This window comes from Paenalcaligenes sp. DL 309 (genome assembly GCF_057475285.1).
In genome coordinates this window covers 1-14,496 of the sequence record NZ_JBYBKW010000005.1, presented here as the reverse complement: position 1 = coordinate 14,496, position 14,496 = coordinate 1, and the positions used below count along the sequence as shown (strand labels likewise).

11 protein-coding genes are annotated in these 14,496 nt (G+C 42.5%); 8 read left to right on the top strand and 3 right to left on the bottom strand.

What is annotated here, in order from left to right; translation table 11 throughout:
• Positions 1–6: 6 nt before the first annotated feature.
• The 5 genes from pglX (AC2UZJ_RS07735) (at position 7) to brxL (ending at position 9,480) form a co-directional block, all read left to right on the top strand.
• Positions 7–1,947 carry a BREX-1 system adenine-specific DNA-methyltransferase PglX gene (gene pglX / locus AC2UZJ_RS07735; protein WP_486949569.1) on the top strand — a complete coding sequence of 647 codons (1,941 nt, stop codon included), beginning with the start codon at positions 7–9 and terminating at the stop codon, positions 1,945–1,947.
• Complete coding sequence (locus AC2UZJ_RS07730) at positions 1,944–2,888, top strand: hypothetical protein (protein ID WP_486949568.1); 945 nt, start codon at positions 1,944–1,946, stop codon at positions 2,886–2,888. The genes pglX (AC2UZJ_RS07735) and AC2UZJ_RS07730 overlap by 4 nt, the downstream gene beginning before the upstream one ends.
• A 142-nt stretch (positions 2,889–3,030) precedes the next feature.
• Positions 3,031–4,782, top strand: coding sequence for a BREX-1 system adenine-specific DNA-methyltransferase PglX (pglX, locus tag AC2UZJ_RS07725; protein ID WP_486949567.1), 1,752 nt, complete (start codon positions 3,031–3,033; stop codon positions 4,780–4,782).
• Positions 4,783–4,803: 21 nt separating this feature from the next.
• The gene (pglZ, locus tag AC2UZJ_RS07720) at positions 4,804–7,425 is read left to right on the top strand and encodes a BREX-1 system phosphatase PglZ type A (RefSeq protein ID WP_486949566.1); all 2,622 of its coding nucleotides are present in this window, start codon (positions 4,804–4,806) and stop codon (positions 7,423–7,425) included.
• Positions 7,426–7,437: 12 nt separating this feature from the next.
• Positions 7,438–9,480 carry a protease Lon-related BREX system protein BrxL gene (brxL, locus tag AC2UZJ_RS07715; protein ID WP_486949565.1) on the top strand — a complete coding sequence of 681 codons (2,043 nt, stop codon included), beginning with the start codon at positions 7,438–7,440 and terminating at the stop codon, positions 9,478–9,480.
• Positions 9,481–9,517: 37 nt separating this feature from the next.
• Here brxL and AC2UZJ_RS07710 read toward each other — a convergent pair whose 3' ends face one another.
• Positions 9,518–9,835 (bottom strand): hypothetical protein, encoded by a 318-nt coding sequence (locus tag AC2UZJ_RS07710; RefSeq protein WP_486949564.1) that lies wholly within the window; start codon positions 9,833–9,835, stop codon positions 9,518–9,520.
• A 1,069-nt stretch (positions 9,836–10,904) separates the two neighbouring features.
• Between AC2UZJ_RS07710 and AC2UZJ_RS07705 the strand changes: the two genes are divergently transcribed.
• The 3 genes from AC2UZJ_RS07705 to AC2UZJ_RS07695 all read left to right on the top strand — a co-directional run bounded on the left by AC2UZJ_RS07705 (position 10,905) and on the right by AC2UZJ_RS07695 (position 12,701).
• The gene (locus AC2UZJ_RS07705; RefSeq protein ID WP_486949563.1) at positions 10,905–11,336 is read left to right on the top strand and encodes a hypothetical protein; all 432 of its coding nucleotides are present in this window, start codon (positions 10,905–10,907) and stop codon (positions 11,334–11,336) included.
• Positions 11,337–11,530: 194 nt separating this feature from the next.
• Entirely contained in the window at positions 11,531–12,331 is an 801-nt protein-coding gene (locus AC2UZJ_RS07700; RefSeq protein ID WP_486949562.1) for a restriction endonuclease, read from the top strand.
• Between the two features lie 154 nt (positions 12,332–12,485).
• Positions 12,486–12,701, top strand: a complete 216-nt coding sequence (locus AC2UZJ_RS07695; protein WP_486949561.1) for a transposase — start codon at positions 12,486–12,488, stop codon at positions 12,699–12,701.
• Between the two features lie 8 nt (positions 12,702–12,709).
• Here the strand turns inward: AC2UZJ_RS07695 and AC2UZJ_RS07690 are convergent, their stop codons facing one another.
• Together AC2UZJ_RS07690 and mobC are read right to left on the bottom strand one after the other, a co-directional pair.
• Entirely contained in the window at positions 12,710–13,696 is a 987-nt protein-coding gene (locus AC2UZJ_RS07690; RefSeq protein ID WP_486949560.1) for a relaxase/mobilization nuclease domain-containing protein, read from the bottom strand.
• 124 nt (positions 13,697–13,820) lie between these two features.
• Positions 13,821–14,339 carry a plasmid mobilization relaxosome protein MobC gene (gene mobC / locus AC2UZJ_RS07685; RefSeq protein WP_486949559.1) on the bottom strand — a complete coding sequence of 173 codons (519 nt, stop codon included), beginning with the start codon at positions 14,337–14,339 and terminating at the stop codon, positions 13,821–13,823.
• Positions 14,340–14,496 lie beyond the last annotated feature (157 nt).

Here is a 14,496-nt window from a genome sequence, read left to right as displayed (position 1 = left end):
TGACTTATGAATACGAACAACATTAAAAACTATGCACCCAAGGCGCGCGAGGCGTTTATTGAAGCCATGCATAAACAAGCGGCACGTTACGGGATTGATGCTAAGACTACACTGCCTCTTGAGGTGAAAGGTGATGTAGCACTTATAGGTGATCAAGTTTTCCCCGCAACCATTAAAAGTAAACGCGATGCGTTAGCATTACAAGTGGAGCAACAGGGCTTTGATCAAACCATGGAGCTTGCCGCTTATAGTTGGTTTAACCGTTTCTGTGCTTTACGCTATATGGAGTTAAAAGATTTCTTAGATCATGGCCGTAGAGTGCTTAGCCATCTAGATCAAACTCATCGTATTGAGCTGATTGATGATTGCTTATCCATTGATTTACCCGGTTTAGATCCACAACAGCTACACGATTTAAAGCTAGATGGCACCAAAGATGAAGAGCTTTATCATTTACTGATTCTGGCTCAATGCCGTGCCTTGGCTCCCGCTATTCCTTTTTTTGAGGTAGCACCTGAGCAAGAGCTGTTGCTACCAAACAATCTCACCAAAACCGATTCCTTAATCAAAACTTTAGTGACGGAAATCCCTGAAGAAGACTGGGATCAGGTGGAGATAATGGGCTGGCTGTATCAGTTTTATATCTCTGAGAAAAAAGATGCGGTCATTGGTAAGGTAGTTAAAAGCGAAGACATCCCCGCCGCCACTCAGCTGTTTACGCCTAATTGGATTGTGCAATACCTAGTCCAAAACTCCTTAGGTCGCCAGTGGCTACAAACCTACCCTGACTCCTCTTTAAAAGAACTCATGCCTTATTACATTGAGGCCGGTACGCAAGCACCAGAGGTTGAGGCTGAACTACAAGCCACCATTCCAGAGAGCTTAGATCCTTTATCCATTAAGGTGCTGGATCCAGCCGCAGGCTCAGGCCATATTTTGATCGAAGCTTACAACATTTTAAAGCGTATTTACGAAGAAAGAGGCTTTCGCAGCCGCGATATCCCACAGCTTATTTTAGAAAACAATTTGTTTGGTTTGGATATTGATGATAGAGCCGGTCAGTTGGCGAGTTTTAGTCTTTTAATGATGGCCCGCCAAGATGACCGCCGCCTCTTCACTCGTCTCGCCCAAAACCCGTTGTCGTTAAATGTGATTGCCCTTCAAGACAGTCAACACCTAGACCTCCCTCGCTTATGGCAAGACCTTAACTTAGATCAGAAAGCCGATACTAGTATTTCTTATGGCCTTTTTGAAGAGTCTTCTGCCACTTTCAGCACACCGACTGATACCCGTTATGCCTTATTGGCTAGCAATATAGAGCGCTTTGAAAAGGCAAAAACCTTTGGCTCTTTAATTGATGTGCCTCATGAGGAAGAGGCTGAGCTTAAGGAGTTGTTGGATACGTTACGGGGACTTGTTGATACGGGCGATACCGTACAAGTACCTGCCGCTAAGCGTTTGCTGCCACTGGTGCATCAGGCATGGATATTGGCGCAGAGGTATGATGCAGTGGTGGCAAATCCACCGTATATGGGGAGTAAGGGAATGAACAAAGAACTGAAAGACTTTGTGAGTAAAGCTTACCCCGATAGCAAATCAGATTTATTTGCGGTTTTTATTGAAAAAGGATTTAAGTTACTAAAAGACTATGGCTTTCATGGCATGGTCACGATGCAAAGTTGGATGTTTTTATCTTCCTATGAAAAATTAAGACTAAAGATTCTTAGGAACTCATCTATTGAGTGCTTGGCACATATGGCTAACATGGTCATGGGTATAGCATTTGGTACAGCAGCTACTGTTTGTAAAAAAGCGGGTAACCCTGCAACTCGCGGAGCCTATTTTTACGTTGAGTATGAAGATTTAGATGAGAAAAACAAACCCAAGCAATTTCCTCCTTTGAATGAAAGGAATCTTAAAGCTGCGAATGTTGTGGTAAATAAATGAATGACCAAAACTACTATGCAGACCTAAGAGAGTTTAAGTCTCTTTTGGAAAAGAGAGGGGTTTCTGAGATTACGGGGTTTTTAGGTGAATATATTAGAAAGTCTCCTGGCAGTATAAATCCCGAGAGAAGCTCAATATTGAAAGGATTGCAGGAGGTTTACTCAGACTTTGACTCTGAGAACCTTTGCGATTGGTTTGATAGGACTATTAAAGCCCTAGTAAATGAGGACTTTGACACTCACGAGCTTGAAGGGAGCAAACTGCTTGAAAAAGAAGGTGATAAAAAGTCACTATTGGCTGAGCTTGAAGCCTATGGACAGCTAAAAAGCCTATTTGGTACTACATCCTCACCCATTCAAGTAAGAAAAAATGCAAAAACACCCGACTTTAGTGTAAATAATGAAATTTTCATTGAAGTATATTGCCCTGATGAATCTCACCCTGAAGCGGATAAGGTTAGTGCAGCACTTAACGATCAGGAAAGTATAGTAAGACTAAAACTTGCACTACCTGTTACCGGCTCTAAAAAAAACGCTATCTCTTATCCTACTAATCAAGTGATAGCCAGAGTCTTAAATAATAAGCGAGAGCACAATCAATTTAAAAAAGGTAAGAAAAACATTTTATGGCTAGACCTTAAATATAAGTTGGGACTTAAGGCGGATGACTGTCTACCCATAAGATCCTTAATAGCTAAAGGGCATACATTTGTAGGATGTTTTGGGGTTTGGCATGCTTTTTACGGGGATGTTGGTACCAGCTTTATACCCCATGAAAGATTTGTGATTAAATATGAAACTGGACGTGAGTCTAATAACTATTATGAGCAGCATAAGTACACAGGTTTATTTCGCGATCGTGATGATATCTCAGCTGCCATCGTATCTTGTGTAGACGGTAATTTAATATTCTTGAATCCTTGGTGTACTACTGATGATTGAAAAAGTTATTTTAGGGCCAGAAAGTTAATGCGTTTCATGCTTTCATCTACCGCCACCCCACCTCCCCCACCTCCAGCTATAAACCCGTCCCTGATGGTTTTCACGATGATATGGATGCAGGGCGTATTGTTTTACCTAAAGGATGAAGATTATGAGTGAGAATGTGTCTGTTGATATGAGTCAGCATTTTTATCGTGCGTCAGCTGCGGATTTTATGAAAATACCGGGGAATCCGATAGCGTATTGGGCTACTAATCAGCAAATTAAAATATTTAAATCTTATCCTCTGTTGAGTTCTATAGCTAATGTTGCTGAGGGAAGCACCACTGGAGATGTAAATAAATTTCTCAAAATGTGGTTTGAAATACCATTTTCTAAAATAGGTTTTAAATTTGAAGATAAAGAAAAAGCAAAAAAATCCGAAAAAAAATGGTTTCCATATAATAAAGGAGGAGAGTTTAAGAAATGGTATGGAAACAATACATTTTTAATAAATTGGGAAGAAGACGGATTTGAGATTAAAAATTATAAAGGATCATTTGTACGAGGAGAAAAATTTTATTTTAAACCCGGTATTACTTGGTCTAAAGTTAGTAGTGGTGCTTTAAGTTTTAGAGTTTTTGAGAATGGCTATCTTTTTGATACTGGTGGTCTTTGTATTTTTTCTAAAAATATAGACTACCTATGTTCTATCTTAAACTCAAAGGTAGCTTTAGGAATAATGGAGCTACTAGCACCGACCTTAAATTTTACTGTGGGCACAGTATCAAGCATTCCAATAATTAAAAATATTCAGTCACACATAATACCACTTAAAAGTATAGCCAAAAATGACTGGGATTCTTACGAAATCTCATGGGATTTTTCGTCTTTGCCTTTAATGGCCAAAGACACCAAACAACCCGCCCTCAGCACCTCCTACAAAACCCTCCGCGCTAACTGGCTTGCTTCCACCCTAGAAATGCAACGCCTAGAAGAAGAGAACAACCGTATCTTCATTGACGCCTACGGCCTACAGGATGAGCTAACTCCCGACGTACCCCTAAACGAAATCACCCTCACCTGTAACCCCCACTACCGTTACCGTGGCGACCTAACAGAGCAAGAGCGTGAAGATCGGCTGCAAAGTGACACCATCGCTGAACTCATCAGTTATGCCATTGGCTGCATGATGGGCCGTTATTCTTTAGACCGAGATGGCTTGGTGTATGCGAATGAAAATAATGATGGCTTTGCGGAGCTGGTAGCGGAAGGGGCTTATAAGAGTTTTGCTGCGGATGGTGATGGTATCTTGGCGTTGACGGCAGAGGAATGGTTTGAGGAAGATATTGCGAATCGATTTAATGAGTTTTTAGCGCAAGTCTGGGGAGAAGAGAGCCTGCAGCAAAACATCGACTTCGTAGCACAAAGCCTGTGCTTATATGCACTAAAAGCCCGTAGTGGCGAAACCGCTATGGAAGTCATTCGCCGTTATTTAAGCACGCAATTTTTCAAAGACCACATGAGCATGTACAAAAGACGACCTATTTATTGGTTGTTTAGCTCCGGTAGACACAAAGCCTTTGAATGCTTAGTGTATTTGCACCGCTATAACGAAAGCACCCTCGCCCGTATGCGTACCGAGTACGTCATTCCCCACACCGCTAGACTCAGTGCCTATGCCACCCGCTTAGCTGCACGTATTGAGGCAGCCGATAGTACGGCAGAGCGTAACCGCTTAAACCGAGAACAAAAGAAAATCCACGACCAACAGGCCGAACTCGCCGCCTTTGACGAACAACTACGCCACGCCGCTGACCAACGCATCCAGCTAGACTTAGACGATGGCGTTAAGGTGAACTATGGGAAATTTGGGGATTTGTTGGCTGAACGTAGAGCCATTGCTGGGAAATAATACATTTAACTTATAAGAACCATGAACACCAAACAACTCTCTTCTAGTCTTCAAACCGCCTTTGATAAGCAACGCCTCGTTTTTTGGTATGACGCTGAAAGAAGCTTTATCCATGAATTAGCTGAACTGCAATTAAGCGATGTCACCATTTTAAACATGGAGGGAGAGTCTACGTTTGGTATTAAGTTGATGCTGGAATTAGAGGACACAAAAAACAAATACCTACTCTACTTCCCTTTTGCCGAACCCGAGCCTGAAGACGACTGGTTGCTTGATATTAAGCTGTATTCCCGCGTTTTCTACGCAGACCGTATCTCTATTGTCTTTAACGACTTAGGCCTAAAGCAGCTCAGTCTACGTGAGCACTTGCGTCAACGGGAAACTTTTCTTGCAAATAAAGCACGCATAGAAGGCGTTAAACGATTGATCACAGCAGAAGCCACAGCCACAGAGTTAGATATGGCCATGATTGCCGTCAGTATTGGAAGTGGGCAGACCGATATTGTAAGTATTATTTGTGAGCTCGCTAAACACCTGATTGAAGACAGCACGGGCTTAGAAGAGAATCCAAAAGTGATTACGGATTTAGAAAAGTACCAGCTCATTACTCCCTTATTGCACGCCTTACAGGGTGAGATTGGCTATCAAGCAAGCCGTGAAGAGCTAGAAGGAGAAACCGCCTTCCAGCTAGGTAACTTTTTTATCCGTTTACTCACTACTGGCTTTTGTGAAAGTGTGGGTGAGGTTCCCTCGTGGGCTAAATCATTAGTGCTGTCTTCACTCAATGCCCGTGCAACCGCCCGGGCGCTGTTATCTCAGTGGCGTTATCGCTTTAATGACCATCTTATTTATGATGAGCTTGCCAAGCGCGTTGCTAGCGCCTTACGCATCTCAGAGCGATTAGCGGATTACCCCATAGAGACCTTAGTGGAAGTGGCCACCTTTGAAGAGGTTGAACGCTATTTAGTGGTAGATCTAGCACAAGCCATCCCTAAAGTACCGCCGCAAGAGCTCCACTTATTTCAACAACTAATTGCGAAGCGCTTAGATGGATTCTGGGCGTCTAGGCACATTGATTGCTCTTCTAGGCGTAAATATCGGGCGGTCTATACCGCACTTAATGCGGCTATCAAGTTATTTACCTTACGCCAACAATATGACGAGGGCTTTAACTACCCAGATTTAAGTGCTTTGTATCATGCGTATACGGCTGAATTGTATGCGTTTGATTTTACGTATAGGCACTACATTGCCGCCTCTAAAATGGCAACGGTAGATTTACTTAAACCCTTGGACGAAGCGGTTGAAGACTGCTACTCCTATTGGTACCTAGATCAGCTCTCCCGAGATTGGGGTAAACACATAGAGCATGAAAACAGCATGGATAACTGGGCTATTGCACGTATTCCTAAGCAGCAAGACTTTTACAAAACATGGGTTAAGCCGCTATTAGAGCAAAGCAGCAATAGACGGGTGGTGGTGATAATCAGTGATGCCTTCCGTTATGAGGCAGCGGTAGAGCTTATAGATCGTATTAATGAAAAACGCTATAACGAGGCTACACTTGCCAGCCAATTAGGCGTACTACCTAGCTACACCAGCTTAGGCATGGCCTCTTTACTGCCCCACGATTCATTAACCTATACACCTGAAGGACGTGACACCTTATATGTGGATGGGCAATCCACAGCGGGCACAGAGCAACGCAATAAAATACTCGCTAATTATCAGGGTATTGCTATTACGGCAGAGCAGCTTAAGTCTTGGTCTAAAAGTGAGGGGCAGCAGCACTTCAAAAATCAACGCGTAGTCTATGTGTATCATAATATTATTGATGATCGCAGCGATAAAGGCGGAGCCTCTGAGCTAGATACCTTTGCTCATGTGGAGTCTGCTATCCAAGAGCTAGCTGAACTCACGCGTAAAATCACTATGGACCTCAATACCGCTACTGTTCTTATTACCGCAGACCATGGCTTTTTATTCCAGCACAGCGCCTTAGAGGACACAGATCGCACTAGCCTAGCGAATAAACCTGCTAATACGTTTAAGCATAAAAAACGCTATGCCTTGGGCTATGATCTGCCTACCTCCACCGAAGTCTGGCAAGGTTCGACAAAAAATACGGCAGACACAGAATCAGACACGCAATTTTGGATACCCAAGGGCGCTAATCGCTTTCACTTCGTAGGTGGTGCACGCTTTGTACACGGTGGAGCTATGCCGCAAGAAGTGGTCGTACCCGTTATTACGGTTAATACCAAAAGAGGTAAGGCTGCCCAAGAGCGTACAAAGCAAAAAGTAGGGGTTATCTCACCCCGCTCAACGATTAAAATGACCAGCAATATGCACCGCTTTGAACTCATGCAAACCGATGCCGTAGGAGATAACTATCTACCTATCACCATACGAGCGGCCCTTTATGAGGCCGATCAACCCATTTCCAGCGAAGAAACCATCACCTTTGATAGTGAGTCGGATCAGATGAGTGAGCGCCATCAGTCTGTGCTGTTGTCTTTACTTGGCAGTAATTTCGATCGTAAAAAAGATTACTTTTTAATCCTGCATGATAAAGACAGCAATATAGAACTAGAGCGCTATAAAGTGACGATTGATTTAGCATTTACCGATGATTTTTTCTAAAGGCTAACCAGCATGGACACCCCTATTGATACGGATTTAGATCAGTTGCTCAATACGCACTTCGCGGGCCGAGTGGTGCGCAAAGACCTCACGCAGATGATCAAAGAAGGCGCGAATGTGCCTGTCTATGTATTGGAGTACCTCTTAGGCATGTATTGTGCCTCTGATGATGAGGAAATCATTGCAAAAGGCATTCAGAATGTAAAAACCATTTTGGCCGAAAACTACGTGCGCCCCGATGAAGCGGAAAAAATAAAATCCCTCACACGAGAACGTGGCAGTTATCGCATTATTGATCGCGTGACGGTACGCCTAAATGAACGTAAGGATCGCTACGAAGCCACCTTCAGTAACTTAGGCATTAAAGATGCGGAAATCTCACCCAATTTAGTTAAAGAGTTTGAAAAGCTACTGGTAGGTGGAATCTGGGTGATTGCAACCTTAAACTACTTTCACGAAGAGGGGCAATCCAACTCCCCGTTTGCTGTATCCACCTTAAAGCCCATTCAAATGCCGCACATGAACATGCAAGAGCTATTTGATGGGCGTGCCGCCTTCACAACCGAACAATGGCGTGAAGCTCTGATTCGCTCTATAGGCATGGAGCCCTCTACCCTTGAGGAGTCTGTGCAATGGCATCTGCTAGCACGAATGATCCCTTTTGTAGAAAACAACTATAACGTCTGTGAATTAGGGCCGCGTGGCACCGGGAAAAGCCATATCTATAAAGAGTGCTCACCCAACAGTATGCTGGTGTCAGGCGGCCAAACCACTGTTGCCAACCTGTTTTACAACATGAGCTCACGACGTATTGGTTTAGTTGGCCTTTGGGATATTGTGGCGTTTGATGAGGTGGCTGGTATTAACTTTAAAGACAAAGACGGCATCCAAATCATGAAAGACTATATGGCCTCTGGCTCTTTTGGGCGCGGCAGAGAGCAAATGGAAGCCTCCGCCTCTATGGTTTTTATCGGCAATATCAATCAAAGCGTTGAGTCTTTAGTGAAAACCAGCCATTTGCTTGCGCCCTTCCCTGAGCAAATGATTGATGCAGCTTTCTTTGATCGCTTTCATGCGTATATTCCTGGCTGGGAAATCCCAAAGATGCGTCCTGAGTTTTTCACGAAAAACTACGGTCTTATTGTGGATTATTTAGCGGAGTTCTTTCGTGAAATGCGCAAACGCAGCTTTGCCGATGCCATTGATAAGTACTTTAAACTAGGAAACAATTTAAACCAACGGGACGTAATTGCCGTGCGCAAGACGGTATCTGGTTTATTAAAATTACTGCATCCTCATGGTGTTTTTACTAAAGAAGATGTTCGACTCTGCTTAGAATATGCCCTCCAAGTCCGACGCCGCGTGAAAGAGCAATTGAAAAAAATCGGCGGCATGGAGTTTTATGATGTTCACTTTAGCTACATAGAAAACGACTCGCTTGAGGAACACTTTGTCACGGTGCTGGAGCAAGGTAGTGGCAAACTCATCCCTGAAGGTCAGGGTAAGCCCGGCGTAGTCCATACGATAGGCCTCAGCAATAAAGGCATGCCTGGGCTTTATAGGCTAGAGTTACAAGTCACAAAAGGATCAGGGAAGCTTGTGACTTCTGGGCTATGGAACTCCAGCCAAGCGAAAGAACAAGTCAAAATCGCCTTCGATTATTTCAAAGCCAACGCCAGCCGCATCAGCGCATCCGCTAAAGTGCTAGACCACGACTTTCACCTGCATGTAGTAGAACTACAAAACACGGGTCCGCTTACCCACATGGCATTAGCAAGTTTAGTCACCTTTGCCTCTGGCTTAATGAATAGACCTGTACAAAGCCAGATGGTGATTTTAGGTGATATGAGTTTAGGTGGCAGCATCAATCCAGTGGAAAGTATTGCAGAATGCTTACAAGTCACTTTTGACGCTGGCGGAAAGCGCATCGCCCTACCCATGAGCAGCGCTAAAGATATTCCTAGCATCCCACCAGAACTATTTACTAAATTTCAAACCAGCTTTTACGCCGATCCTATTGATGCGGTGTTTAAGGCGTTGGGGTTTGAGGGGTGAACGTAGTCATCAAGAACATTTATGAGAATTATTACTCTCAGATTAAATCATCAATTTTAGTAATGGGATCAGCCCAAACTGGCGAATTAAAACCTTTAAACCCTTCCCTCTCTTTCTCAATAGACTTTGCCTGTCTAGTTTTATTGACCGGAGTCGCACCTACTCTTCTTTTGATAAATCCATGTAAGGTTGATTTTGCTACTTGAACCTCATTCAACGCTAAGAATTCTATAACCTGGTCCAGTGAATAGCCTTCGTCATATAACGCTAAAATCTCATCACGAAATGGATCTAACTTAGAGCCTCTTATTGGTTTTACTTGGGCTCGAAATTGATCAATGGTTACCTTATCCATCGCTTTCCTCTCCTTTCGTGATAATTCTTTCCTATTCTAGAGCATTCGCTCATATTCGTACATGTTCGTATATATTCGGACTTGATCGAATAAATTCTATAAAATCCGAGAAATTCGTTATATCAATGAATAAAGGACGTAAAAGCTAAAATGCAGGATAGGCTAACGCCGGGGAAAGTGGACTCATGTAAGTCAAAAAAACTTTTTACAAACTTATAAACCACTCACTATCTACCGTCACCTCTTCAACCATTTCCGTTTTACACCAAACGGGAACTCTAGACGAACAAAATAGTTGGGTACTGAAGTCACTAATGAAGAAGAACCGAATCTCAACATAAAATTAAGCGTCGACGATTACGGAAGCTGACTGTGCATCAAGGTAGCTCCACTTGTTATTAAGAACAAGTACGAAAATCTCAACCGGACCTACCAAAATCGACAGAGGACACGGCGTAAAGTACTCTTGACACACTAGGAATAGAACACAATTTATGTTGGGTTGCGAGCTTTGTTTACCTTGTAACCCAACTACTTGGCAAGGCACATAAGTGAACACAAGTAAATATTTGTTATAATTTAATTTTAAACATGCCACATATTAATTTTCCTTAAAACTTGTATGAGTAACCAGGCAACTTCGGAAGTAAAGGAATCATCTGATCCTACACCTCTAATTGAGTTTCTAGAAGGTGTTTCCCCCGGTAGTATAACTAGTGTATCGGAGCTAGGAACTCCCTATTATTATAACGGAGGGGCTCTTGCTGGATATAAGTTTAGCGCTCCTGACCTTCTACTTCATTGTCCCAACGACTCATGTAATGGAATGCGTTATTTTAGAGTATCTAATAGGGATCAGGCAGTAATTCCTCAAGACTCCTGGCACTTCTTTTACTCAACCTACAAATGTTCGAACTGCAGAGAATCAGAGAAAACATTTTCCCTCGCTGCTCAACGAAACAAAGGGGAGGATTCAGGACAATGCTACAAGTTTGGTGAGTTGCCGGGATACGGGCCACCAACATCAGCACGTTTGACTAAGCTGATTGGTCCTGACCGAGAGCTATTTTTGAAAGGAAGACGTTGTGAAAACCAAGGCCTTGGTATAGGAGCTTTTGTTTACTATCGTCGGGTCGTCGAAGGGCAAAAAAATAGAATTCTCGACGAGGTTATAAAAGTTTCACGCAAGCTGGGAGCCCCTGATGATGCCATTGCTAAATTGGAGACTGCCAAAGCTGAGTCGCGCTTTAGCCAGGCTCTCAGCGACGTCAAAAATGCTGTGCCTCAAACCTTGCTAATTAATGGGCATAACCCGCTCTTATTGTTACATTCAGCATTGAGTGATGGGCTTCATGATCGTACCGATGAACACTGTTTAGAGGTGGCTTCGAGCATCCGAGTCGTTTTGGGTGAATTAGCGGAGCGTCTAGCACAAGCACTTAAAGATGAGGCTGAACTCACTAGAGCCCTTGCCAACCTAATGCGGTCTAGTAAAAGATAATACGTTATTTGCAGTAATTCTCTAGTTAGGGATAGAGTGTGCCGCATCAAGTGATTAGCATGCTGCTTAAAGATTGAGGCCCTAGCGATCTCTAATCTAAAGCAAGCCATTTTAAAATCCCCCCATATTCATCTTCACAACAAATATTTTGTTGGCTAGAGATTATCCTGTTTGTTTTTGTTACGGAGGAGATCATGAGGAAAGAGGAATGGTTTCAGTTCCAAGAGGATATTTGCGATCACTTTCGGGCTATCGGCGCTGATGCTCAGACAAATGTGACAATTCAAGGAGTTAGGTCAACTCATGATGTTGATGTCTTAGTAAAAACCAAATATCTAGGACAGAATTTAACTTGGCTTGTGGAGGCTAAATATTGGAACAAAAAAGTTAGCAAGGATCACATTTTAACATTAATACAAATAGTACAAGATGTCGGTGCCGATTCAGCTTTTATGATTTCTCGAAAGGGTTTCCAAAAAGGAGCCATCGAAGTAGCTCAAGGGACTAGTGTTCGACTTAAGACCTTTGAAGAGTTAAAAGAAGAAACTAAAGGTTTGGTAGAGGATGAGATTATAAAAGTATATCAAAAACGACTAGATTTGATAGAGGATCGGTATTGGTCCCATTCTAAACAAATAAGAATTAAATACGGATTAAGAGACGATCCATATGAGTTTCAACTTAATTTTAGTGGACAGATTTTACTAGGGATTGCTCGTAAAGCTTTAATGGATGCTGCGGACAAGAAATATCCTATTGAACTCCTAACTTTTCACTTAGAGCACCAAGGCGAATCGTTTGCTAATAACTTTCAAGAGCTCCAGAACTGGTTAAATTTAAACTTAAATTATTTTGATACAAAGCTGCTAATGGCTGAATGGAAGATGCTTGAAAATAATGAATATAAGCCTGAAACAAATATAACCCCTGAAGACGGTTGGCACCCAGCGGAGTTATTAGCGAAAGGCATGTACAAAGCATCGAAAAAAACTTAAGAAATGTCATATAACGTTTTTTTATATGATTAAGCACCAGAAAGCTCAGTCAAAAGTTTAATTTAGTTACATGAATATGTAACTCTTCTCTATACCAATACAGCTGAAAGATAGAGTTTTTATCGTGAGAAAATGCATGATAGGAAGTCAGATTATGACGACATTAAAAGAAGTGAAAGCTGGTATATCAATTAAGAAGTTATGCCTCGTAAAACATAATGTATATAACGCCACGTTTTATAAATTTTTAACTAAATATGGTGACATGGAGCTCTCCGACGTTAAGAAACTCAGAGAGCTTGAAGATGAAAACCGTCGCTTAAAGCAGATGTCTGCCGACTTAAACCTCAAGTTTCAATTTCAGAAATAAATTATAAACTAACCTAGATTCAGACTTAGTTGCTCAAGGCTTTGCTCTGCTTGATACTCATCAAACCTTTCCTGCCTTTTCGTCCTCATATCCGATTGCTCCAATCCCTTCGCCAACCCACTAACCATCTTCGCCTCCACTTTCAATCCCTCATCATACAATCGCTTCGCTAAAAATCGATACTCCCCCAAAATCAAACACCTAGTTTCCAGCTGTTCTTTCAAATAAGGATTTGCGGGACGTTTTTGGGTTTTAATGGCTTCCAGTAACTCATTTACCTCTTTTTGACGCACTGTGGAATAGCCACCTCTTTTAGTAGTATGACTCACCGTACCATTTACCCCTTTCTGAGTAACGCCTCTGTGTTGGCGTCGCGTCGCCGCACAATCCACCCCATGCTCACGCATTTTCTCGGCAAATAAGACGCGCCATTTAAAAAGATCATTTTTACGAGGGTTCATACGCTTGCCCATTTCGTTACGCATAGTGACGCAAATATGCACATGCGGATGCTTTTCATCTAGATGTTGCACAAACACATATTGATGCCCTTTGAAGACTTCCTGTGAAAATTCTCTTGCTGCGTTCTTCACTGCACGAGGATCCGTGCCTGGCGGCATAGATAGCACCACATTCAGGGACTCTTTATACTTGCTCTGCTCTGGAATACCCTGTCGCTGCCATTCCTTGATCACGTTTTCACGTAGAGCCGCTTTACCTTTAATTTGCTCTCCATCTTGATTCTCAACTGCTAGCTTTCCATTGCGGCTAATGTAATCAATATGATTTGCTGCTGCTTTAAGGCCTGTAGCCTTACCGGTACGCTTAGGGATCTTGACCATCACTTCTGGCTTCTTGAGGGCTGCTGCTTTTAGATTAGCCAGACCAGTGCCTGGTTTAAAGTTATGAGGTGCTACTCCAGCCAGAGTTTGTCGTCTATAAAGACTGCGCTCATGGCCTAAGAACCAGTTATCTAAACAGTGAGTAATACTCATATTTCTCTCCTGACGAACTATCCGTAATTTCCGGATAGTTGGCTGTCGATCAAACTCGCCTTCAGAAAAACATTGTTAATAAATCTATTAACTGTACGAACATCTTAGTATATGGACTGTGAATTCAAGGCATTCTTTTAAAACTCGCACTCACCAACTGCCCCACTCTCTCCGTATGCTGAGCTATCTGTGCTTTTATTTCCTTTAGCTCCTGAGTACTTAAAGCCGTAGGATTATTCGTATTTAATGATTTAGCAATCTGGTTAATATTGCGTCCTATACGTAGTAGTTGAGCATTCGATTGATATAGCACTTCCACTTCCTTAGTCGTTAACAGTGGTTCTTTAGCCAACACGCTTTGCATGAGAAAGCTGATATAACCGTTTACCGTCATGTTCTCCGCTAAAGCTCTTTTTTGTAGCTGATCTAAATCATGTTGATCCAAACGAATTTCCACTCGGTTTGTTTGACCCGCAAAGGGCTTTATTTCATGATTTTTTAACGTTAACTCCTTAAGTAATAATCGCCTTGCCAACAGCGACACACTGGCTTTTCCCGTCTCCGCTTTAGCAAAACAACGGAGCTTTTCATAGTCGTCAGAATTCAAATTTCTAACTCTAAAATGTACTTCTCTGGTAGTCATAGGCACAAAAAAAGCGCCGTGAGGCGCTGTGATAAAAATGAATGCATTATTTCCTACTCTTTGGTCTGCAGCTGCTGAATCGCATTAGCGTGTTCCCGCTCTAACTCCTGTTTCAATTCTTCTTCCGTAGGTAAGTAAGGCAGGTACTTGGCGGAAA

Bases quoted from the DNA above. Each gene is read 5' to 3' on its own strand.
- pglX (WP_486949569.1), top strand. From the start codon at position 7: ATGAATACGAACAACATTAAAAACTATGCACCCAAGGCGCGCGAGGCG.
- AC2UZJ_RS07730 (WP_486949568.1), top strand. From the start codon at position 1,944: ATGAATGACCAAAACTACTATGCAGACCTAAGAGAGTTTAAGTCTCTT.
- pglX (WP_486949567.1), top strand. From the start codon at position 3,031: ATGAAGATTATGAGTGAGAATGTGTCTGTTGATATGAGTCAGCATTTT.
- pglZ (WP_486949566.1), top strand. From the start codon at position 4,804: ATGAACACCAAACAACTCTCTTCTAGTCTTCAAACCGCCTTTGATAAG.
- brxL (WP_486949565.1), top strand. From the start codon at position 7,438: ATGGACACCCCTATTGATACGGATTTAGATCAGTTGCTCAATACGCAC.
- AC2UZJ_RS07710 (WP_486949564.1), bottom strand. From the start codon at position 9,835: ATGGATAAGGTAACCATTGATCAATTTCGAGCCCAAGTAAAACCAATA.
- AC2UZJ_RS07700 (WP_486949562.1), top strand. From the start codon at position 11,531: ATGAGGAAAGAGGAATGGTTTCAGTTCCAAGAGGATATTTGCGATCAC.
- AC2UZJ_RS07695 (WP_486949561.1), top strand. From the start codon at position 12,486: ATGACGACATTAAAAGAAGTGAAAGCTGGTATATCAATTAAGAAGTTA.
- AC2UZJ_RS07690 (WP_486949560.1), bottom strand. From the start codon at position 13,696: ATGAGTATTACTCACTGTTTAGATAACTGGTTCTTAGGCCATGAGCGC.
- mobC (WP_486949559.1), bottom strand. From the start codon at position 14,339: ATGACTACCAGAGAAGTACATTTTAGAGTTAGAAATTTGAATTCTGAC.